This is a genomic window from Ruegeria sp. AF1 (genome assembly GCF_056542125.1).
Map to the genome: position 1 here is coordinate 121,590 of NZ_JBQFZG010000005.1, position 21,538 is coordinate 143,127.

Here is a 21,538-nt window from a genome sequence, read left to right on the forward strand (position 1 = left end):
CTGGAAACTATTTCCGGCGAATTCCTATCGGTTGGCCGATCTGCGAAGCCGGTCCCAGAGACTTATGGTCAACCACCATTTGCGCAAGACGCGTCGCTGCCCAATCCGGATAGGGTACGGATCGCCCGGTGCTGTGGCTGACATTCATGAAAAGCGCCTCTTGCGTCGCGCAAATCTCGTCAGTTTCTGCCAAAAGCATCTGCGCGAAATAATGTCCTCTCTTGCTGTCAGCATCCAGCATACGGAACCTGAAATAAAACGATGAACCGTCTTTGACCTCCTGCACGAAATGCAGATGAGACTGCAGGATGTAAGGCCCCTGCCCCAACGCCTTGACCTGCACCTCGCCCAACCCGAGATGATCAACCATCAGCTTTTCCAACGCCATGTCAAAGGCGACACCGTAAAACCCGACATTCATATGGCCGTTATAGTCGATCCATTCGGGCCGTACTTCAAAGCCGCGAATTTCCACCGGCGCGGCATACGGGCCATCATGCCCGCCAGGAGGTATGGTACTCGGCTGCATTTGACCCCCTTTACTGCGCGTCTTCATCGTCAAGTATTGCCACGGCCCGGACAAATCCGGCAGAGGCCCCTTTTATCTTGAAGGGGAAACAGGAAATCTCGAACCCTGAGGGCGGCAAATCTTCCAGATTGGTCAGCTTTTCCAAGTGGCAATACCCGATGTCCATCGACGCGCGATGGCCTTCCCAGATTATAGATGGATCTCGGGTCTCAGCGTATTCCTGGGCGGTGAGCGGAAACGGGGCATCCCAGCTCCAGGCGTCGGTGCCGGTGACACGCACGCCACGTTCAGTCAGAAAAAGCGTCGCCTCGCGCCCCATTCCACATCCTTTGACCAGATAGTCCGGCGCACCATAACGTGTCCCTGCAGCAGTGTTGACCACGACGATATCCAGCGGGCAAAGTTCGTGGCCGATGCGCTTCAATTCAGCTTCGACATCTGCCGCGGTAACGACATACCCATCCTCGAAGTGTCAAAAGTCCAGCTTGACGCCGGGGTTCATGCACCATTCCAGCGGCACTTCGTCGATAGTTATTGCCCGTTCACCTTTGTTCATCGTGGAATGATGGTGATACGGCGCATCCAGATGCGTGCCGTTGTGGGTCGCGATCTGCAACCGTTCGATTGCCCATCCTTCACCGTTCGGCAGGTCTTGCCGTTCCAGACCCGGAAAGAAAGACATGACCTGTTCTGCCGTCTGATCATGGGTCAGATATTCAATTTGCGGCAACATGATTGGCGGGTCAGACACGATCCCGGTTTCCAACGGAACGGACAGATCGACGAAACGGCGTGCCATAAGAAATTCCTCCACCAACATCTACGACAGGGTTGGTCGAGCGCAAGCGCCTGTCAAGAAAAGAAAAAGGCGACCCATCTGGCCGCCTTCTTTGCTTGATATGTGTTGGTTTTACTCAGCCGCAACTGCGCTTTCGATCTTTTCGACGCGAATGGCCGAGAACTTGAACTCGGGGATCTTGCCATAAGGGTCGATGGCCGAGTTGGTCAGAATGTTCGCCGCCGCCTCAACATAGGCAAACGGGATGAACACCATATCCTCGGCAATCGCCCGGTCCGCGCGAACCATGATCTCAATCGAACCACGACGTGTGGTCAGGCGGATCATATCGCCCGGCTTGATTCCCATAAGCTTGAGCGTACGTGGATTCATCGAACAGTTCGCCTCCGGCTCCACCGCGTCCAGAACATTGGACCGGCGGGTCATCGAGCCGGTGTGCCAATGTTCCAGTTGACGGCCAGTGGTGGCGATCATCGGGTATTCCTCGTCCGGGGCCTCATCCGGCGGAATGACGCTGGCGGGAGTGAACTTCGCCTTGCCGCCCGAACGGGGGAAACCATCCCCGAACACGATGGCCTGACCCGGATCGGTTTCGCTGAGCGACGGGTAGGTAATCGTCTCGGTCTCCAGACGCTCCCACGTGATGTTGTCAAGCGACGCCATGGTCAGTTTCATCTCGGCAAAGACCTGCGACACATCGGTGTAGTCCCAATTCAGCCCGATGCGCTGTGCCAGCTCAACCGTGATCTTCCAATCTTCGCGCGCCTCACCCGGAGGGGTAACGGCAGGCCGTACACGCTGTACCTGACGGTTGGTGTTCGACACCGTGCCGTTCTTTTCATAGAGCGCCGAGGCAGGCAGGATGATATCGGCATAGTTCGCCGTCTCGGTCAGGAAGATGTCCTGCACGATCATCAGATCCAGTTTGGCCAGTGCCGCGCGGGCGTGGTTCACATCCGGATCGGACATGGCCGGGTTTTCACCCTGAATATACATGCCCTTGATGTTGCCCGCATATGCCTGATCGATGATCTCGGTCACCGTCAGACCCTTCTCGTTCGAAAAGTCATCCGAATGCCAGACATCATTGAACTTGGCGCGAACACCGTCGTCAGTCACCGACTGATAGTCCGGCAGGAACATCGGGATCAGGCCCGCATCCGATGCGCCCTGCACGTTGTTTTGCCCTCGCAACGGGTGCAGGCCTGCGCCGGGTTTACCGACATTGCCGGTCATCAGAGCCAGCGAAATCAGACAGCGCGAGTTGTCGGTGCCGTGAATATGTTGGCTGACGCCCATGCCCCAGAAGATCAGGCCCGCTTTGGCCTGCGCAAAGGTGCGGGCGACCCGGCGCAGTTGATCCGGTTCAATACCACAGATCGGTGCCATCGCTTCGGGCGTGAAGGCGCGCAGGTGCTCTTTCTCGGCCTCCCAGTTCTCGGTCCAGCGATGGATGTACTGGCTGTCATACAGCTCTTCCTCGACGATCACGTTCATGATCGCGTTCAGCATCGAGACATCCGCGCCGGGGCGGAACTGCAGCATTTCGTCGGCGAACTTGCGCATACCAACGCCGCGGGGGTCCATCACGATCAGCTTGCCGCCACGCTTGGCGAACTGCTTGAAATAGGTCGCCGCGACAGGGTGGTTCTCGATCGGATTTGAACCGATGATGATCGCCACATCGGCGTTCTCGATCTCGTTGAAGGTCGCCGTCACCGCGCCCGAACCCACATTCTCGATCAGCGCCGCAACGGATGAGGCGTGGCACAAACGGGTGCAGTGATCGACATTGTTGTGCTTGAAGCCCTGACGGATGAACTTCTGGAACAGATACGCCTCTTCGTTGGTACACTTGGCCGAACCGAAGCCTGCAACCGAGCGTGGGTCTTTGGCACGCAGGGCCATCAGCTTGGTCGCGGCCAGATCCATCGCCTCTTCCCAGGTCGCTTCACGGAAATGGGTCGACAGATCGCCCGGATCGACGTTCAGCCCCTTGGCGGGCGCATCCTCGCGCCGGATCAGCGGTTTGGTCAGGCGGTGTGGGTGGTGGATGTAGTCAAAGCCAAAGCGACCTTTAACGCACAAACGACCTTCGTTTGCGGGGCCGTTGATGCCCTCGACATACTTCACCTTGCCGTCCTTGACCTTCAGCGACACCTTGCAGCCCACACCGCAGAACGGGCATACGCTTTCGGTCTCGCTATCGTAATCCTTGCTGTCCCCCTGCTGCTGGTCGTCCAGCACGGTCGCAGGCATCAGTGCACCGGTGGGGCAGGCCTGAACACATTCACCGCAAGCAACACAGGAGGAGGTACCCATCGGATCATTCTGGTCAAACACCACCTGCGCCGTATGACCACGACCGGCCATGCCAATCACGTCATTCACCTGCACTTCGCGGCAGGCCCGAACACAAAGATTGCAGTTGATACACGCATCCAGATTGACACGCATCGCCACATGGCTGTCATCCAGCAGCGGGATTTTCTCGGCCTCTTTCGCAGGAAAGCGGCTGTTGCTGACATCGTTCAACTTGGCCATATCCCAGAAATGGCTGGATACGTCATGCGGCTGCTCGGGCTGGTCAGCCACGAGCAATTCCATCACCATGGCACGCGATTTTTCGGCGCGGTCGGTGTCGGTCTTGACCACCATCCCATCGGCCGCCGGGCGGATGCACGAGGCGACCAAAGTACGCTCGCCCTCCACCTCGACCATGCAGGCGCGGCAGTTGCCATCGGGGCGGTATCCCGGTGCAGGCTTGTGGCACAGATGCGGAATCACCAGGCCCCGGCCATTGGCCGCTTCCCAGATCGTGGTGCCCTCGGGCACGGTGACGTCATCGCCGTTCAGGTTGAAGGTGACGGTCTTGGTTGGGCTTGCGTCAAGCATGGCTCTGTCTCCCTCAGATTTCGTCAGCGAAATGTTTCATGACCAGACGGATGGGGTTCGGGGCCGCCTGCCCCAGACCGCAGATCGAGGCATCGCCCATGACCTGGCACAAATCTTCCAACAGATCGGTATCCCACTTGTCGGCCTGCATCAGCTTGACCGCCTTTTCGCAGCCTGCCCGGCAGGGGGTGCACTGGCCACAGCTTTCATCCTCGAAGAACCGCAGCATGTTCAGCGCAGCATCGCGGGCGGTGTCCTGATCGGACAGAACCACAACGGCGGCAGACCCGATGAAAGTGCCAAGCGGCTGAAGCGTGTCGAAATCGAGCGGGACGTCGTCAATGCCCGAGGGGAGAAGACCTGACGACGGCCCGCCCGGTTGATACGCCTTGAACACATGGCCATCAGCCATGCCGCCGGCGGCATCAATCACATCAAGAATGGTCGAGCCTGCGGGCAGCAGGTAAACGCCCGGCTTCGCCACACGCCCCGAGACCGAATAACTGCGCAGGCCCTTGCGGCCGTTCTTTTCAACAGAGTTCAGAATCTGCGGCCCTTCGCGGCAGATTTTTGAGACCCAAAAAAGCGTCTCGACATTGTGCACCAAGGTCGGACGGTTAAAGACCCCAACCTGCGCGACGAACGGCGGACGATGGCGCGGCAGGCCTTTCTTTCCCTCAATCGATTCGATCATCGCGGATTCTTCGCCGCAGATATAGGCACCGGCACCCCGTCGCAGGTCGATGTAACCCTTTGCGACGATACCGGCATCTTCCAATGCCGCAATCTCACGACGCAGAATTTCCAGTACTGCCGGGTATTCGTCGCGCATGTAGATGAAGCAGGTCTCGGCCTCGACCGCCCATGCCGCGATCAGCATACCTTCCAAGAAGACATGCGGTGTGCGCTCCAGGTAATAGCGGTCTTTGAATGTGCCGGGTTCACCCTCATCGCCGTTCACGGCCAGATAGCGCGGGCCGTCGTTCATGCGAACAAAGCCCCATTTCTTGCCCGACGGGAAGCCAGCACCGCCCAGACCACGCAGGCCCGAGGCCAGAACAGTTTCCTGGACTTCTTCCCAGTTCCCGCCGTCGCGCAGATCTTTCAGCTTGGTGTAGCCGCCGTTGGCCTCATAGGCCTCGAAGGTCTCATAGTCGGGCAGATGCGCATGGGTGTCCCCTGCCGCAATCGCCGACTGCACCTTTTCGGGGGTCGCATGGTCGATGTGGTTGTGGCCGATCTCCAATACCGGAGCGGTATCGCAACGCCCCATGCAGGGCGCGCGAACAACGCGAACTTCGGCAGGGTCCAAACCGTCTTCCAGCGCCTTCTGCAACTGCTGGGCACCGGCCATTTCGCAGGAGAGGGAATCACAAACCCGGATGGTCAATGCCGGAGGAGGCGTCTCACCTTCTTTCACCACATCGAAATGGGCATAGAAAGTCGCGGTCTCATAGACCTCGGCCTGACCGATCCGCATTTCCACAGCAAGCGCCGCAATATGGTCGGCGCTGATATGACCGTGTTCGTCCTGAATCAAATGCAAAAACTCGATAAGCAGGTCACGGCGACGCGGGCGATCACCCAGCAGGCGTGTGATTTCAGCCTGTGCCTCATCCGTGAACTGACGGCCCTTGGGTGTGTGCCGCCCCTTGCCTTTACCTGACTTCCAGACGCCCTTGGGTGTGCCTGATGGCTTGGTATCTAATGGTGCCATGATGCCCTCCGATTGAGGTTCCGTCTCTCATCAGGCAAACATATCGTCAAATCGCTTTTCGCAATCGCACGATAACGACGCCTTATCACCGCAAAGAGGTCACCACATCCCGCAAAGCCTTGACGGTTGGCAGCTCGGGATCCCGGCTGAGGGTTGCCAGACAAATCGGTTTGCTGACAACAGGTTCAATCAGCGGCAACACTTTCGTTCCCTTCAAATCGCCCAGCGCGCGCACCAGAACCCGAGGGACAACCGTCGCCGCCAGCCCCTCCCGCACCATGACCATCGATGCCGTGAAACCGCTGGTTTCGGCAACGATATCTGGGTGCAACCCCTGTTCGGCAAACACCCGGTCCAGAATTCGCCGGTTCTGCATCTGCGGCTCCAATAGGCTGAGCGGAAATTCTGCGACCTGCGCCCACGGAATCGGGCCGGTCTGGTCCGTCAAATGCGTGGGCACCAACAACACATAGGTTTCCTCGTAAAGGGGTTGAACCTGTCGGAAATCGGTACCGATGCTGTCACCATAGGTTACCCCGGCATCAAGGCTGCCTTCGTCCAGCCGGTGTTGAATTGCGGTGGCGGACATGGTTTCAATGCGTGTGACGATACGAGGATGCGCGTCACGCAGCCTTTTGACCAACCGCCCCGTGAAGGCGATTGCGGTCGGGATCACGCCAAGGATCAGTGTGCCCGTAATCTCGCCCTTGGCAGCAAGCACCTGCTGTTCCAGCGCCTTGGTGTCGTCCAGAATGCGCCGCGCCCGCTGGACGATCATCTCGCCCTCTTCGGTCAGCCCTTGAAAGCGGTTGGCGCGGCGGACGATGGAGACACCCAACCGATCCTCAAGATTGCGGATGCGCATAGAAAACGCAGGCTGTGAAATCCCGCACTCCTCGGCCGCCTTGGCAAAATGCCGATGCCGCGCCAAAGCGCTGAGCAGTTGCAGGTCGCGGATTTCGATCAAGGAAAGCTCCAATGCTGCGGATAGGGCAGGATACCCCGCTCACCCGACAGGAACAGCCCAATTGATCAGGTATTAAACAAAAAGTGCATCACATCGCCGTCCTTGACGATATAGCCTTTACCCTCTGCCCGCATCTTACCCGCCTCTTTCGCGCCGTGTTCGCCATTGGCAGCGACATAGTCGTCATAGGCGATGGTCTCGGCGCGGATGAAGCCCTTTTCGAAATCGCCATGGATCACACCTGCTGCTTGCGGTGCAGCGGTGCCGGTGCGGATGGTCCAGGCGCGGGCCTCTTTCGGGCCGACGGTGAAATAGGTTTCCAGCTTTAGCAGATCGTAACCGGCGCGGATCAGACGGTCCAGGCCGGGCTCTTCCAGTCCCATTTCCTCAAGGAACATCTGGGCTTCGTCCTCATCCAGCAGGCTGATTTCTTCTTCGATCTTGGCGCTGATAATCACATGGGCATTGCCCTGAGCAGCAGCCATATCGGCCACGCGGGCAGAGAATTCGTTGCCTTTTGCGGCGTCTTCCTCGGACACGTTGCAGACGTACAGAACCGGTTTGGTGGTCAGAAGTTGCAACATCGTCCACGCCTTGGCGTCTTCGTCGCTGACGTCGACCAGACGTGCGGGCTTGCCGCTTTCCAGCATGGCCTGCGCCTGGGCCAGCAGGCGATCCTGCTGCTGCGCTTCTTTGTCGTTGCCCTTCAGCTTGCGCACCAGATTGGCCCGACGCTTTTCGATGCTTTCCAAATCGGCCAGCATCAACTCGGTTTCGATCGTGTCAGCGTCCGCAACCGGATCAACGCGCCCGTCTACATGTGTCACGTCGCCGTCTTCGAAACAGCGCAGCACATGGGCAATCGCATCCGTTTCGCGAATGTTCGCCAGAAACTGGTTGCCCAGCCCTTCGCCCTTTGACGCGCCTTTTACCAGACCCGCGATATCCACAAAAGTCATCCGCGTTGGGATGATCTGTTTTGAGGATGCAATCGCCGCCAACTTGTCGAGGCGGGCGTCGGGAACCGCAACATCCCCGACATTTGGCTCGATGGTGCAGAACGGGAAGTTCGCGGCCTGCGCAGCTGCGGTTTTGGTCAGCGCATTGAACAGGGTCGACTTGCCGACATTCGGCAGACCCACGATTCCCATTTTAAAGCCCATCACGGCCTCCTGCATAGAATACGATCGCAGCTTCTATGCAGGTCCGCCTGATTGCGCAAGGGATTGCTGGCGGCTCTTTGGCAGAGTCCATTTCGCCACATCACAAAATTGTTTGGAAAACGTGTTCTTGCCGAAATTGAAAAACGACGGCTACGAATACCAGTTAATAGCGCACGATCACTTTTTGTTGGCGGACACAGATGAAACACTTTTTTCTTGCAACCGTACTGGCGGCAACGGCCTGCGCGTCAGCCCAAGCCCAGACCGTTGTTTTTGGTGCCGGATACGCGGACTATTCTGAAGACACATCTGAAGATCAGGGTCTGATCTCGATCGAATACCACCACACGCCATTTCATCAGGCCACGCGGTTTCGCGCCGGTTTGGGCGCGGCCCTAACCGTAGATGAGGATGGGGACACGCATATCGGCGCGGGCCTGATCGGGCAGTATGCGCTAAGCGATCGCTGGTTCGTGGAAGGCAGCGTGATGCCTGGGTATTATAACGCCAGCAACGACCTGAATGATTTGGGGGGCGATTTCCAGATTCGCAGCCTTTTGGGACTTGGCTATAACCTGAACAATGGCAATAGCGTGTCTGTCGCACTTACCCATAAATCCAACGCCAGCACAAATGACGAGAACCCGGGCGTGAATGCCCTGCTGGTACGCTATCATCTGGGCTTCTGATCCATTCCTGTCCGGGCGGGATTGATTTTCGGTCAAAGTTTCTGCACATCAGGTCGAAACCCGAGTGCAAGGACATCCGATGACCCGTATCGACGCCAAGTTCGCCGCCCTGAAAGCTGAAGGCAAGAAGGCCTTTGTCGCCTATGTCATGGCCGGGGATCCCGACTATGACACTTCGCTTGAAGTGGTCAAAGGCCTGCCTGGTGCTGGCGTGGATGTTATCGAGCTGGGCCTGCCCTTTACCGACCCGATGGCCGACGGCCCTACTATTCAGGCCGCAGGCCAACGTGCGCTTGAGCGGGGCATGACCTTGCAACGCACATTGGATCTGGCACGAACGTTTCGGGAAACGGACGATACAACCCCCATTGTCCTGATGGGGTATTACAACCCAATCTACAGCCGGGGTGTTGACGCGTTTCTGGCCGATGCAAAAGCGGCAGGGATTGACGGTTTGATCGTGGTGGACCTTCCCCCCGAGGAGGACGCAGAACTCTGCCTGCCCGCGCAAGCGGCAGGTCTGAATTTTATTCGCCTGGCGACCCCGACTACGGATGACAAACGCCTGCCACGTGTTCTGCAAAACACTTCTGGCTTTGTTTATTATGTCTCGATCACCGGGATCACTGGCGCAGCCGAGGCAGAAGCAACCGATGTTGGCCCCGAGGTTGCCCGCATCAAGGCCGCGACCGATCTGCCGGTGATCGTGGGGTTCGGGATCAACACGCCTGAGAAATCGCGCAATATTGCCTCGGTGTCGGATGGCGCGGTGGTCGGGTCAGCGATCGTCAGCCAGATCGGCGCAGGTAAACCTGTGGCCGACGTGCTGACCTTTGTGAAATCTCTTTCGGATGGCGCGCACAGCGCCTGATTTCGCAGCCAACATGCTAGAATGATGACCCGTCGCGGATACCGCGGCGGGTTTTTTGTGACCCTTCACTGTGACGTCAAGACATTGCAGCCTTGGGAATGAATTGGTAAGGAAAACTAACCAAAGTGAGCGGAGCCCTGTTTTCATGCCTGTGATCACCAATATCGAAGACCTCAAACGCATATATGAACGCCGCGTGCCTCGTATGTTCTATGACTACGCCGAAAGCGGCAGCTGGACAGAACAGACCTTTCGCGACAACAGCACCGACTTCGAAAAAATTCGCCTGCGCCAAAGGGTTGCGGTCGACATGTCCGGTCGGTCGACAACTTCGCAAATGATTGGCGAAGACGTTTCAATGCCCGTGGCGCTTGCCCCGGTCGGGTTGACGGGGATGCAACATGCAGACGGAGAGATGAAGGCCGCCAAAGCCGCCGAGGAATTTGGTGTACCCTTTACGCTGTCCACCATGTCCATCAACTCGATCGAAGATGTGGCCGGGTATACCGACAAGCCATTCTGGTTCCAGCTTTATACAATGAAAGACACGGACTACATCAACCGCCTGATCCAGCGGGCAAAAGATGCCAGATGTTCCGCACTGGTGATCACGCTCGACCTGCAAATTCTGGGCCAACGGCACAAGGACCTGAAAAACGGTCTGTCGGCCCCGCCCAAACTGACGGCAAAAACCATCGCCAACCTGATGACCAAATGGGTATGGGGCATTGAAATGCTGCGGGCCCAGCGGCGCGAGTTCGGCAACATCGTGGGGCATGTGCATGGTATTTCGGACGCATCGTCATTGGGGGCCTGGACCGCAGAACAGTTCGACCCCAGCCTTGACTGGTCCAAGGTTGAAAAACTGATGGAGCAATGGGGCGGGAAAGTGATCCTCAAGGGCATCCTTGATGCGGAGGACGCAAGGATGGCCGCCAAGCTGGGTGCCGATGCGATTGTCGTGTCAAACCATGGTGGGCGTCAACTTGACGGCGCGCTAAGCTCAATTCGTGTCCTGCCCGAGATCATGGATGCGGTCGGTGGCGATATCGAGGTGCATCTGGACAGCGGCATCCGGTCCGGGCAAGACGTGCTCAAAGCCTTGGCGCTTGGGGCAAAAGGGACCTATGTTGGCCGCGCGTTTGTGTATGGTCTGGGTGCCATGGGTCAGAAAGGTGTCACCACGGCGCTTGAGCTGATCCAGAGGGAGCTTGACACCACAATGGCGCTTTGTGGTGAGAAAAACGTGGCCGCGTTGGGGCGCCACAATCTGCTGATACCCGAAAACTTTGGGGGCCGCTGGCAAGCGTAACCGGTTAAACAGGGGGGCTCTGCCCCCGACGCCCGTTCCGGGCGCCTCCCCCGGGATATTTTTGACCAGATGAAGCTGGGGATCCTTCATCCGTCCGCCAGATAGACACTCGGGGATAGGCGGTGGAACCCAGCCGAACGGCATGGCAAGAAATACCTCTTTCCAAATCGTGTGAATCAAGCTAAGGACGCGGCTTCACGCGGGTATACAGCCTTGGAGGATGCCCGCCCTAACATTGGAGAATATATCATGGCTGGTGAGATTCCTGATCTCGTAGCTCTGGAACGGACGGGGACAGGCAAGGGCGCCGCTCGTCAGGCACGCCGCGACGGCATGGTTCCGGGCATCGTATTTGGTGGTGACAAAGATCCGTTGCCAATCCAGATCCCGTTCAACGTCCTGTTCAAGCGCCTGAAAGCGGGCCGGTTCAAGTCGACCTTGTGGAACCTGAAAGTTGAAGGCCACGATGACGTGCGCGTCATCTGCCGCGACGTTCAGCGTGATGTCGTCAAAGACCTGCCGACCCATCTGGACCTGATGCGCCTGCGCCGGACCACCAAGATCGCGTTGTTCATCCCCGTTGAGTTCATCAATGAAGGGGTGGCCCCTGGCATCAAAAAGGGTGGCGTTCTGACCGTTGTCCGCCCGGAAGTCGAACTGATCTGCACCGCCGGTGACATTCCTGAAAAGATCACTGTTGATCTGACCGGTCTGAACATCAATGACGTCGTGACCATTTCGTCGGTTGAACTGCCTGAGGGCACCAAACCGACCATCGATCGTGACTTTGTGATTGCCAACATCTCGGCGCCGACTGGTCTGTCCACCAGCGACGACGATGAAGATGGTGAAGTTGCAGCCGATGAAGTCGAAGTTGTCAGAAAAGAAGAAGAATAAGTCTGGAACAATGTTTCAGACTTTGAAGCGGGGCTCGGGTGAGCCCCGTTTTTTTTGCGGGTTCAGTCATCAGGCCTGACTGGATTTCCTGACGATTTCCGGGCATGAAATGGCTTTGGAGCTACAGAGGCAAAACGGAAACATGAAGCTGTTTGTTGGATTGGGAAACCCGGGCCAGAAATATGCCCGGAACCGGCACAATATCGGGTTCATGGCCCTGGACCGGATCGCAGAGGATCACGGGTTTGGCCCCTGGAAATCGAAGTTTCAGGGCGAGATTTCGGAAGGTCGACTTGGCACCGAGAAAGTCCTGCTGTTGAAACCGCAAACCTACATGAACCGTTCGGGTCAATCCGTCGGCGATGCGATGCGGTTTTACAAGCTCGACTCCACCGACGTTGTTGTGTTCCATGACGAGCTGGACCTTGCTCCGGGCAAGCTGCGTGTCAAGGCAGGGGGCGGGCACGCCGGGCACAACGGTCTGCGCTCGATCCATGAGCATATCGGGGCGGCTTATGATCGCGTGCGCCTTGGGATCGGGCATCCGGGCCGCAAGGAAATGGTGTCGGGATATGTCCTGAACGACTTTGCAAAATCCGAAGCCGAATGGCTGGACGACGTTCTTCGGGGTGTTTCGGACGGAGCACCCTACCTGGCACAGGACGAGGGCGGCAAGTTCATGAATGCGGTTGCATTGCGAACTGCCCCGCCGCGATCATCAAAAACCGCTGCCCCAAAAATCGACACACCTTCAATAGCCGCACCCGACGCCGCGGACGACGACCGATCGGCGATGCAGAAGCTTTTGGACAAATTCAGGTAGCACGTCGGCCTCTTTCCGTTACGTAGAGGTTGCGGAATGTGATCTCCCGCGTTCCAATACCGCTCAACTAGGGAGGCAATGCGATGAAATCCATCTTGAAGTGGGTGCTGCGCATCGTGCTGGCGCTGGTTCTGGCCGCCACTGCCGTCGGGCTGTGGAAACGCGAAGAGTTGCAGCGCCTTTTAGCCGTAAACTCTTTATTTTCTGAAGAGAAGATCGTTCACAATTTCTCGCACATGGACGAAGCTTTTCTAACCGTGAACCTGCCGCGTGGCGACGCACCTACCTGGGACCTGCCTTATGGCGAAGGGTTCGAGCTGCCGGAGGGAACCGACAGCTGGATCGATGAACGCGCGGTCACGTCGTTGCTGGTTATGCAGGACGGCAAAATCAGGTTCGAGGAATATTATCTTGGAACCGGGTCTGATGACCGGAGGATTTCCTGGTCGGTCGCCAAAAGCTATCTTTCGGCGCTTTTCGGTATCCTGCTGCAAGAGGGTGCAATCGGGTCGTTGGATGACCCGGTTGTCAAATATGCGCCCAAACTGAAGGGCAGCGCGTATGAGGCTGCATCGATCCGCAACGTGCTGAACATGGCAAGCGGCGTGACGTTTGATGAAGATTATCTCGACCCAAATTCCGACATCAATCGGATGGGGCGTGTGGTTGCGCTGGGTGGTGAGTTGGACGATTTCGCAGCCTCGCTGCGGGACAGCTTTGCGACGCCGGGTGAAACCTGGCAATACGTGTCGATCGACACCCATGTTCTGGGCATGGTGATACGCGGTGCGACCGGGCGGAACGTGGCAGACCTTCTGACGGAAAAGATACTTCAACCGTTGGGGCTGGAGCGGGACGGATACTACATCACTGATGGTGCAGGGGTCGCTTTTGTTTTGGGTGGCCTCAACTTCACCACGCGTGATTTCGCCCGGTTCGGACAAATGATCCTTCAGGACGGCATCGCGAACGGAAAGCAACTGGTTCCTGCCGAATGGATTTTCGAAGCCACCCAACCCAGCGCACCGACCGCACAAGGAGAGATCGGGTACGGGTATCAATGGTGGATTCCCCGCGGCGCACATGAAGGAGAGTTTCTGGCCCGCGGTGTCTATGGTCAGTACATCTATTTCAACCAGCCCAGGGGCGTTCTAATTGTGACAACTGGTGCAGACAGGCTGTTCCGTGAACCCAGCGTAAATGATCTTAACATCGAAATGTTCCGCAAGATTGCGGAAAGTCTGTAAGATGCCATTATGCAGAAACAAGACAGTGTAAATGTACTGGGTGGCTTTTTGGCCCCTTGCTCACGCGACCCTTTGACAGGGTTTTTCCGGGATGGCGCGTGCAATACCTGCGCCGAGGATCAGGGTAGTCACACAGTCTGCGCCGTGATGACAGCCGAATTTCTGGCGTTCTCAAAATATGTGGGTAATGATCTGAGCACGGCACGGCCCGAATTCGGCTTTCCCGGCCTTCGCCCAGGTGACAGCTGGTGTTTATGTGCAAGCCGGTTTTTGCAAGCTCATGACGAAGGATGTGCGCCACAGGTTCATCTGGAGGCGACACATCAACGCGCGCTTGAGATCGTACCGCTCGACATTCTGCTCCAAAACAAGGCGAAGACCTGACGGACTCCCAAAATAGCACACGGCGGATTCAGAATGCCATTTGCCAGATCAGGCTGACACTGTAGTTTTCAAATCCGCTTTCACCGATACCATCATAGAACAGATTTGCGGCCAGAAGGCTGTCGTTTTCCAGTCGGTAGTCAAAACCCAGATCAGCGCGTGCACGGGCCGTATCCCCTATCGGTGTCACGCCAGGAACAGTGCCTGTGCCGGATGTTGTGCTCCAAATACCAGATAGACCACCGGTCAGCATCATCTGACCGCGCGACACTTGGATTGGATGGCTGAAATCCATGCCCAACCGTGCGGTGGTCAGGCTGAAATCCTGCTGCGGAATCAGGTTGCCCAGACTATCAGTATAAGTCTCCTGATTGTCGCTGGCATAGCTGATGTCCAGCAACGGCATAAGCGTCAGGTTCCCGCGCTTCATCTCTCCGGTTACGCGCGACTGGATCAGCCAGCGCTCGCTATCGAAACTGTCGGTATAGGTGCCCAGCGGGGAAATATCGTTATCGGCCTGACCGTACAGAACGCGCCCCTCGAAAAACACCGGCTGGCTAGGTAGTTTTGCGACGACATAAGGCCCGACCAGCCACCCTGTGCCATCCACGCTGGCCGGGCCGTTTTCGGTTTCGGCATAGTCGATCTGCAACATGGCACCGATCAGAAGGTTCGAGTTCACCCAGCCATGCGCCCCCACCACGGCCAAGGCATAAGAACTGTCGTAATCGTTTTGCGAGCTCCAGTTACCGGACAGATTGAACCAGACCGGTTGAGTTGGATCACTTGCAAATTTCAGATACCCCGATCCCTGCGTCACTGATGAGTCCAACGCACCTGATCCCGATTGCTGAAGAAACTGCGTCAGCTCTGGCTGATTGGTCACAAGGCTGTTGGCCCGGGCGTTCTGAAAGGCCTGCACCAGTCGCTGTGTATCCGTTACGCCCTGTTGTGTGCTGACCCTGTTGGATGCAAGATTCAGGTTCCCGGCGGCATCAGAAAAAACGCCAGCGGGAATAAACAGCTCAATTGTACCGTTATTTTGCGCAGTCAACGTTGCGACATAATTGGTTCCGGACCCTGTCAGGGTGGCTGAAGCATTGGTAACCGACAAGTCGCCCACTGTGAAATCTGTGCTGGGTTCACTAAGTGTGATCACCGCTTGGAACGTACCGTTGCCGATTGTTGTCAGTGCACCGATTGAGGCCGTCGGCTGCGTCGTGTCGGCCAAAGTCCGCGTGTTGATAATCTGGGTATTCGTGACGCCGGACAGCGCGATTTCATAAAGGTAAAGCGGCCCTCCGACGGTTTCGCGCGCGGTGAACATGACTCCAAGATAGCCATCAGTGGCGTAAGTGGAGTCCGCTCCGTTCTGGCTGAGTATCGTCGCGCCAATATACCCCAGATTGGCCAATCCTGCCGGCGTTATAGCAGGTTGAGTCAAAACACCATTGTTGAAATAGAACGATCCTCCGGGGCCTTCTCCCGAAACGCCCAAAGACATAAACGCTGTTGCAGTGCCTTGGAGATTGGAAAAGAAAATCTGCCCGCCGTTAGGTGTTGCGACTGTCTGGGACGGAAAGGACGGGTTGCCAAATGCCAGACCCTCTTTGACGCTTCCCATCAAAAGCGCGGAAACCAGAAGACAGAGACATGACAGCCTCGTGATTGCGGACCAAACCATATTACCTCCTACAGCACCGCGTGGGTGCCAAACACCAGAGTGCCCGGGGTCAAAATCACATCCCAAGCAGCGTCATCCTTGCCCCGTCTTCGCAGAGACATCCCCAGAACCGGCGGCAAATCGCCGATTAATGAGAAGTTAATTCAATTGGAAGACGCTGTATAGAACGCTGCGGGATTCAACTAGGGCGTGCGGACCACACAGTGTTGTTGGAACAACCGGGTTTTGACCTGAACCAACTCTCAGACAGCTTGAAACACCCAATTTTTACTGTGTCGTCGCGTGGAGAAAGAACCGTGAGACAGGCAGCGCTTGAAATTCGTCTGCAAAGACAGAAGGGACATAATCGCTGTCAGTTCAGCATTTTTGCAACAGTGTGGCTCCAGTTGCTACACTGACCACCATTTGGAAACCTTCTGGCACAAGTTGAACAGGGCGATATCGCTTGTGGACGATTCTTTGCACGGGCTCCATCGGGTCCAAAAGGATCGCTTGCGAGGGCGAGCACGCGTGACAAAACCGGATGCCGCGCCAGGGCAGGAACAACATCCGGCTGCGCCCGGAAAAACAGCAATCAGATTCGAAAGCCATTTCAAAGGGGCATTACAATCACGGGTGGACCGACGGGTTTTCCCCGCTACTTGTTCGATCAAGATTGTCAACCGGGGCATGTGGCCCCGGTGCGGTCCTGGTTGAAATCACCCTGCAGTGCGGCCTTCGGTGTCTGACATATCGAAGTTCAGATATTTTGCGACGGTCTGAACATCCTTGTCACCGCGTCCGCACATATTCATGCAGATCAGGTGGTCCTTGGGCAACTCGGGCGCGATCTTCATGACATGCGCCAGGGCGTGGCTGGGTTCCAGAGCTGGAATTATTCCCTCGGTGGCACAGCACAGCTGGAATGCCTCAAGCGCTTCAGTGTCGGTAATCGAGACGTAAGTCGCGCGACCGACCTCATGCAACCAGGAATGCTCGGGGCCGATACCCGGATAGTCCAGACCGGCCGAGATCGAATAGCCTTCCAGAATCTGCCCGTCATCATCCTGCAACAGATAGGTCCGGTTGCCATGCAGCACACCCGGGCGACCGCCTGTCAGCGAGGCACAATGCTCCATCTTTTCGTTCACACCTTTACCGCCGGCCTCAACACCGATGATGTTGACGTCCTTGTCATCAAGGAAAGGATAGAACAGGCCCATCGCGTTCGAGCCGCCACCGATAGCCGCAATGATCGTATCCGGCAGGCGGCCTTCGGCCTTCATCATCTGCTCTTTCGCTTCCTTGCCAATGATCGACTGGAAATCACGCACCATCGCCGGGTATGGGTGCGGACCGGCCACTGTTCCGATGCAGTAGAACGTATCGCGCACATTGGTCACCCAGTCGCGCAGCGCGTCATTCATCGCGTCCTTCAGCGTACCACGACCCGAAGTGACCGGAATCACCTCGGCCCCCAGCAAGCGCATACGAAACACGTTCGGGGCCTGACGTTGCACGTCATGGGCACCCATATAAACGATGCATTTCAGACCAAATTTCGCACAGACCGTGGCTGTCGCGACACCGTGCTGCCCTGCCCCGGTCTCGGCAATGATCCGGGTCTTGCCCATGCGTCGCGCCAGAATGATCTGGCCCAGCACGTTGTTGATCTTGTGTGCGCCGGTGTGGTTCAGCTCATCACGTTTCAGATAGATCTTCGCCCCGCCCAGATGCTCGGTCAGGCGTTCCGCGTAATACAGGGGCGAGGGACGGCCCACATAGTTGGCCCACAGATCATCCATCTCGGCCCAGAAGGTCGGATCATCCTTGGCTTTGTTGTATTCCTCTTCCAGTGACAGGATCAGCGGCATCAGCGTTTCGCTGACAAAACGCCCGCCGAATATGCCAAAGCGCCCTTGCTCGTCAGGGCCGGACATGAAGGAATTGAAAAGATCGTTGGCCATGGGTGTCTCCCTCGTCGTACCTGACTGTCATAGGTGGTCGTCGCGGGATTTGCCATGGCAAAACGCACCATATTGCCCCCTTGCGGAGGCAAACAAAATCAGCGTGTCGCGTCAATAAATGCCTGTATCAGTCCCGCGTCCTTTACGCCCGGCGCGCTTTCAACACCCGACGCCACATCGACTTGCCGCGCACCAGTCATGCGGATCGCCTCAGCGACATTGTCCGGGTTGAGACCACCGGACAACATCCACGGCCTGCGCCAGTATTTGCGACCTGCCAGCAGCCGCCAGTCAAAAGGAAGACCGTTGCCTCCGGGAAGTTCCGAATTCTTCGGCGGCTTTGCATCGATCAGAAGCTGGTCTGCAACTTCGGAATACAGATCAATCGCTGCCAAGTCCTCGGCCTCCGCCACACCGATCGCCTTGATGACGGGCAAGCCATAGCGCTGCTTGACCTCTGCCACACGCTCGGGGCACTCTCCGCCGTGAAGCTGCAACATATCCAGCGGAACCCCAGCGACAATCTCATCAAGCTGCGCGTCCGAGAAATTCACGGCCAGAGCGACCTTGGCAACGCCGACTGGTACTTCGGCGGCCAAGGCCGCGGCTTGCGGTATTGGTGCGTAACGGGGCGATTTGGGAAAAAAGTTGAACCCGACATAGCGCGCGCCGGCTTCAACCGCAGCACGCACATGTTCTGATGCGGTCAAACCGCAGATTTTAACGGATACATCGGTAGACATAAGCCTCAGCTGGCCTCGTCGAGTAGGGCCAGAATATCATCCTTACCCTCGTTCTGCTTTTTCTTGAGCTTCTTGACTTCGCGTTCAAGCTTGCGGACCTCGCCTTTTTTCACGGTCGCATCGCGGCGGTGTTTATGTTCCCGCAGCCATTCCCACATGAAACCGATGATCAAACCGGCGACAACGCCACCGAGAACGACCAGAAAAAGCGGTAAAGAGGTACTGACGTTAAAGCCCAGAAGCTCGGCCAGAGCATCGGGCATCAGTTTCAGTTCAACAGACTGAACATTCGCCAAGGACACGGAAATCAGAACGATCCCGAGAGTCCCAAGAAAAGCATATCGAAGGTAACGCATCATGAGGTCAGGCTTTACCGTTCAAACGATCCCTGAGCAACTTGCCAGTTTTGAAAAATGGTACACATTTTTCCTCGACCTGAACGGTTTCACCGGTACGGGGGTTGCGCCCTACGCGGGCATCCCGCTTTTTCACCGAAAACGCGCCAAAGCCACGCAGTTCGACCCGGTCGCCGCGCGCCATGGCATCGGTGACTTCTTCGAACACGGTGTTCACAATCCGCTCGACATCACGCTGATAGAGATGCGGGTTTTCGTCAGCGATTTTCTGAATCAGTTCTGAACGGATCATTCGAGATACCCTCCCAGGCAGCCGGTGTGACAGGTCTACTGTTTTGACAGTATAGGAAAAAACCCAGAACGGGGGAACGGATACTCTGCGTGTTGATGCCTTATTTTGCCATATTCTCACGCGAAATTTTGCCCGACAGGCCGATTTACACACTTCAAGCGCGAACAATATCGAGTTTTAGCAGTGTGTTTGGAACATGTTGATTCGCAACAAAAACGGCCCCGCACTTCCATGCGAGGCCGTAAATCATACTTGGGATGCGCCCCGGGCTTAGTCGCCCGACTTCAGCGCTGCACCCAGAATGTCGCCCAGCGACGCGCCCGAGTCGGAAGAACCGTACTGTTCCACGGCTTCTTTCTCTTCGGCGATCTCGCGTGCCTTGATCGACAGGCCCAGACGGCGGGTCTTGCTGTCAACGTTGGTTACGCGGACATCAACCTTGTCACCGACCGAGAAACGCTCGGGGCGCTGTTCGGAACGGTCACGCGACAGGTCGGAACGGCGGATGAACGACTTCATGCCTTCGTACTCGACCTCGATGCCGCCATCTTCGATTGCGGTCACTTCGACAGTGATGACCGAGCCACGCTTCACGCCGCCAACGGCTTCTGCGAACTTGTCACCACCCAGAGCTTTGATCGACAGCGAGATACGTTCTTTTTCGACATCCACTTCCGAGACAACGGCCGAAACCATGTCGCCTTTGCGGTAGTTCTGGATTGCATCCTCGCCACGTTCGTCCCAGGACAGGTCCGACAGGTGAACCATGCCGTCGATTTCGCCCTCGAGGCCAATGAACAAACCAAATTCGGTGATGTTCTTGACTTCGCCTTCGACCTCGGTGCCCTCGGGGTGTGTTTCTGCAAACACTTCCCATGGGTTGCGCTGAGTCTGTTTCAGGCCCAGAGACACGCGGCGTTTGGCGCCGTCGATTTCCAGAACCATGACGTCGACTTCCTGGCTGGTCGAGACGATCTTGCCGGGGTGAACGTTTTTCTTGGTCCAGGACATCTCGGACACGTGCACCAGACCTTCGACACCGGCTTCCAGTTCGACGAATGCGCCGTAGTCGGTGATGTTGGTGACGCGACCCTGATGGACCGAGCCCAGCGGGTACTTGGCGGCAACCAGATCCCACGGATCTTCCTGAAGCTGCTTCATGCCCAGGCTGATGCGGTGAGTGTCTTTGTTGATCTTGATGACCTGAACCTTGATGGTTTCGCCAATCGTCAGGATCTCAGACGGGTGGTTTACACGGCGCCATGCCATGTCAGTGACGTGCAGCAGGCCATCAACGCCGCCCAGGTCAACAAATGCACCATATTCGGTGATGTTCTTGACCACGCCCTCGACGTTCTGACCTTCGGTCAGGTTGCCGATGACTTCGGCGCGCTGTTCGGCACGCGATTCTTCCAGGATTGCGCGACGCGACACAACGATGTTGCCACGGCGGCGGTCCATTTTCAGAATCTGGAACGGCTGCTTCAGACCCATCAGCGGGCCTGCGTCGCGTACGGGGCGTACGTCAACCTGCGAACCAGGCAGGAATGCAACTGCGCCACCCAGATCGACGGTGAAGCCACCTTTGACGCGGCCAAAGATTGCACCATCGACACGCTGGTCGTCGGCATATGCTTTTTCCAGACGATCCCATGCCTCTTCGCGGCGGGCCATCTCGCGCGAGATGACGGCTTCGCCACGGGCGTTTTCTGCGGCACGCAGGTAAACTTCGACCTCGTCGCCGACAGCGATTTCAGGGGCTTCGCCGGGATTTGCGAATTCTTTCAGATCAACGCGGCCTTCCATTTTATAGCCGACGTCGATGATGGCTTGACCGGCTTCAATCGCCAGGATCTTGCCTTTGACAACAGAACCCTCTTCGGGCGTGTCCATTTCGAAGCTTTCGTTCAGGAGGGCTTCGAATTCCTCCATGGATGTGTTAGCCATGTGGCGTTCATTTCCTTTACAGTACGTTTTTGCTGGCCGAGCGGTTGTCTCCGCCGGTCTTGTTTCATGACGTCTTCAGGCGTGATCCGGTGCGCCCCGAGCAAACAAACACAAAGGGCCGAGTTAACCCGGCCCTGCTCAGAAACGTCATCCGGACGTTGACCGCCCTTGTATCGACAGCGCGCGTATAGGCTGAATCTTGAACCGGTGCAAGTGCAAAGCCTATGGTGCGCGGCAGCGCGCGCAGGAACTCCTGCCTAGCGCTGATCCCCAATGC

Annotated in this window: 18 protein-coding genes and 1 pseudogene; 7 read left to right on the forward strand and 12 right to left on the reverse strand. The window is 57.0% G+C overall.

Translation table 11 applies throughout. From position 1 onward, the window contains the following. Positions 1–7: 7 nt before the first annotated feature. The 6 genes and pseudogenes from ACR0BK_RS09940 to ychF all read right to left on the reverse strand — a co-directional run bounded on the left by ACR0BK_RS09940 (position 8) and on the right by ychF (position 8,070). A complete protein-coding gene (locus tag ACR0BK_RS09940) occupies positions 8–529 on the reverse strand; it encodes a thioesterase family protein (RefSeq protein ID WP_480554522.1) in 522 nt (173 codons plus the stop codon). Between the two features lie 10 nt (positions 530–539). Beyond that, positions 540–1,349 (reverse strand): annotated as a pseudogene (locus tag ACR0BK_RS09945) (cyclase family protein). A 90-nt stretch (positions 1,350–1,439) separates the two neighbouring features. Then, the gene (gene fdhF / locus ACR0BK_RS09950) at positions 1,440–4,223 is read right to left on the reverse strand and encodes a formate dehydrogenase subunit alpha (RefSeq protein WP_480554523.1); all 2,784 of its coding nucleotides are present in this window, start codon (positions 4,221–4,223) and stop codon (positions 1,440–1,442) included. Between the two features lie 13 nt (positions 4,224–4,236). Next, the gene (locus tag ACR0BK_RS09955) at positions 4,237–5,940 is read right to left on the reverse strand and encodes an NAD(P)H-dependent oxidoreductase subunit E (protein ID WP_480554525.1); all 1,704 of its coding nucleotides are present in this window, start codon (positions 5,938–5,940) and stop codon (positions 4,237–4,239) included. A gap of 85 nt (positions 5,941–6,025) precedes the next feature. Beyond that, positions 6,026–6,907, reverse strand: a complete 882-nt coding sequence (locus ACR0BK_RS09960) for a LysR family transcriptional regulator (RefSeq protein ID WP_480476813.1) — start codon at positions 6,905–6,907, stop codon at positions 6,026–6,028. 65 nt (positions 6,908–6,972) lie between these two features. Further along, a complete protein-coding gene (gene ychF, locus ACR0BK_RS09965; RefSeq protein ID WP_480518756.1) occupies positions 6,973–8,070 on the reverse strand; it encodes a redox-regulated ATPase YchF in 1,098 nt (365 codons plus the stop codon). Positions 8,071–8,270: 200 nt separating this feature from the next. Between ychF and ACR0BK_RS09970 the strand changes: the two genes are divergently transcribed. The 7 genes from ACR0BK_RS09970 to ACR0BK_RS10000 all read left to right on the forward strand — a co-directional run bounded on the left by ACR0BK_RS09970 (position 8,271) and on the right by ACR0BK_RS10000 (position 14,293). Continuing rightward, on the forward strand, positions 8,271–8,759 hold the full coding sequence (locus ACR0BK_RS09970; protein ID WP_480518754.1) for an acyloxyacyl hydrolase: 489 nt from the start codon (positions 8,271–8,273) through the stop codon (positions 8,757–8,759). 79 nt (positions 8,760–8,838) lie between these two features. Beyond that, positions 8,839–9,630 (forward strand): tryptophan synthase subunit alpha, encoded by a 792-nt coding sequence (gene trpA, locus ACR0BK_RS09975; protein ID WP_480518752.1) that lies wholly within the window; start codon positions 8,839–8,841, stop codon positions 9,628–9,630. Between the two features lie 145 nt (positions 9,631–9,775). Further along, entirely contained in the window at positions 9,776–10,942 is a 1,167-nt protein-coding gene (locus ACR0BK_RS09980; protein ID WP_480546307.1) for an alpha-hydroxy acid oxidase, read from the forward strand. A 249-nt stretch (positions 10,943–11,191) separates the two neighbouring features. After that, positions 11,192–11,839, forward strand: a complete 648-nt coding sequence (locus tag ACR0BK_RS09985) for a 50S ribosomal protein L25/general stress protein Ctc (RefSeq protein WP_480473778.1) — start codon at positions 11,192–11,194, stop codon at positions 11,837–11,839. 142 nt (positions 11,840–11,981) lie between these two features. After that, positions 11,982–12,662 carry an aminoacyl-tRNA hydrolase gene (gene pth, locus ACR0BK_RS09990; RefSeq protein ID WP_480554527.1) on the forward strand — a complete coding sequence of 227 codons (681 nt, stop codon included), beginning with the start codon at positions 11,982–11,984 and terminating at the stop codon, positions 12,660–12,662. Positions 12,663–12,745: 83 nt separating this feature from the next. Beyond that, positions 12,746–13,909 carry a serine hydrolase domain-containing protein gene (locus tag ACR0BK_RS09995; protein WP_480473779.1) on the forward strand — a complete coding sequence of 388 codons (1,164 nt, stop codon included), beginning with the start codon at positions 12,746–12,748 and terminating at the stop codon, positions 13,907–13,909. Between the two features lie 9 nt (positions 13,910–13,918). Continuing rightward, positions 13,919–14,293: a DUF2237 family protein gene (locus tag ACR0BK_RS10000; RefSeq protein ID WP_480473780.1), complete on the forward strand. Its 375-nt coding sequence runs from the start codon at positions 13,919–13,921 to the stop codon at positions 14,291–14,293. Between the two features lie 28 nt (positions 14,294–14,321). Here the strand turns inward: ACR0BK_RS10000 and ACR0BK_RS10005 are convergent, their stop codons facing one another. The 6 genes from ACR0BK_RS10005 to rpsA form a co-directional block, all read right to left on the reverse strand. Continuing rightward, on the reverse strand, positions 14,322–15,917 hold the full coding sequence (locus tag ACR0BK_RS10005) for an Ig-like domain-containing protein (RefSeq protein WP_480554528.1): 1,596 nt from the start codon (positions 15,915–15,917) through the stop codon (positions 14,322–14,324). Positions 15,918–16,675: 758 nt separating this feature from the next. Then, complete coding sequence (gene trpB / locus ACR0BK_RS10010; RefSeq protein WP_480554530.1) at positions 16,676–17,923, reverse strand: tryptophan synthase subunit beta; 1,248 nt, start codon at positions 17,921–17,923, stop codon at positions 16,676–16,678. A gap of 98 nt (positions 17,924–18,021) precedes the next feature. Then, a complete protein-coding gene (locus tag ACR0BK_RS10015; protein WP_480473783.1) occupies positions 18,022–18,666 on the reverse strand; it encodes a phosphoribosylanthranilate isomerase in 645 nt (214 codons plus the stop codon). 5 nt (positions 18,667–18,671) lie between these two features. After that, a complete protein-coding gene (locus ACR0BK_RS10020; protein WP_209505811.1) occupies positions 18,672–19,022 on the reverse strand; it encodes a lipopolysaccharide assembly protein LapA domain-containing protein in 351 nt (116 codons plus the stop codon). Positions 19,023–19,029: 7 nt separating this feature from the next. Next, positions 19,030–19,314: an integration host factor subunit beta gene (gene ihfB, locus ACR0BK_RS10025; protein WP_050603110.1), complete on the reverse strand. Its 285-nt coding sequence runs from the start codon at positions 19,312–19,314 to the stop codon at positions 19,030–19,032. A gap of 270 nt (positions 19,315–19,584) precedes the next feature. Next, positions 19,585–21,261, reverse strand: coding sequence for a 30S ribosomal protein S1 (gene rpsA, locus ACR0BK_RS10030; protein WP_480554531.1), 1,677 nt, complete (start codon positions 21,259–21,261; stop codon positions 19,585–19,587). Positions 21,262–21,538: the final 277 nt, after the last annotated feature.

Coding starts and splice junctions, on each gene's coding strand:
- ACR0BK_RS09980 (WP_480546307.1), top strand. CDS start 9,776: ATGCCTGTGATCACCAATATCGAAGACCTCAAACGCATATATGAACGC.
- ACR0BK_RS09970 (WP_480518754.1), top strand. CDS start 8,271: ATGAAACACTTTTTTCTTGCAACCGTACTGGCGGCAACGGCCTGCGCG.
- rpsA (WP_480554531.1), bottom strand. CDS start 21,261: ATGGCTAACACATCCATGGAGGAATTCGAAGCCCTCCTGAACGAAAGC.
- ychF (WP_480518756.1), bottom strand. CDS start 8,070: ATGGGCTTTAAAATGGGAATCGTGGGTCTGCCGAATGTCGGCAAGTCG.
- trpA (WP_480518752.1), top strand. CDS start 8,839: ATGACCCGTATCGACGCCAAGTTCGCCGCCCTGAAAGCTGAAGGCAAG.
- ihfB (WP_050603110.1), bottom strand. CDS start 19,314: ATGATCCGTTCAGAACTGATTCAGAAAATCGCTGACGAAAACCCGCAT.
- ACR0BK_RS09940 (WP_480554522.1), bottom strand. CDS start 529: ATGCAGCCGAGTACCATACCTCCTGGCGGGCATGATGGCCCGTATGCC.
- ACR0BK_RS10020 (WP_209505811.1), bottom strand. CDS start 19,022: ATGCGTTACCTTCGATATGCTTTTCTTGGGACTCTCGGGATCGTTCTG.
- trpB (WP_480554530.1), bottom strand. CDS start 17,923: ATGGCCAACGATCTTTTCAATTCCTTCATGTCCGGCCCTGACGAGCAA.
- fdhF (WP_480554523.1), bottom strand. CDS start 4,223: ATGCTTGACGCAAGCCCAACCAAGACCGTCACCTTCAACCTGAACGGC.
- ACR0BK_RS10000 (WP_480473780.1), top strand. CDS start 13,919: ATGCAGAAACAAGACAGTGTAAATGTACTGGGTGGCTTTTTGGCCCCT.
- pth (WP_480554527.1), top strand. CDS start 11,982: ATGAAGCTGTTTGTTGGATTGGGAAACCCGGGCCAGAAATATGCCCGG.
- ACR0BK_RS10015 (WP_480473783.1), bottom strand. CDS start 18,666: ATGTCTACCGATGTATCCGTTAAAATCTGCGGTTTGACCGCATCAGAA.
- ACR0BK_RS09955 (WP_480554525.1), bottom strand. CDS start 5,940: ATGGCACCATTAGATACCAAGCCATCAGGCACACCCAAGGGCGTCTGG.
- ACR0BK_RS10005 (WP_480554528.1), bottom strand. CDS start 15,917: ATGGGAAGCGTCAAAGAGGGTCTGGCATTTGGCAACCCGTCCTTTCCG.
- ACR0BK_RS09995 (WP_480473779.1), top strand. CDS start 12,746: ATGAAATCCATCTTGAAGTGGGTGCTGCGCATCGTGCTGGCGCTGGTT.
- ACR0BK_RS09985 (WP_480473778.1), top strand. CDS start 11,192: ATGGCTGGTGAGATTCCTGATCTCGTAGCTCTGGAACGGACGGGGACA.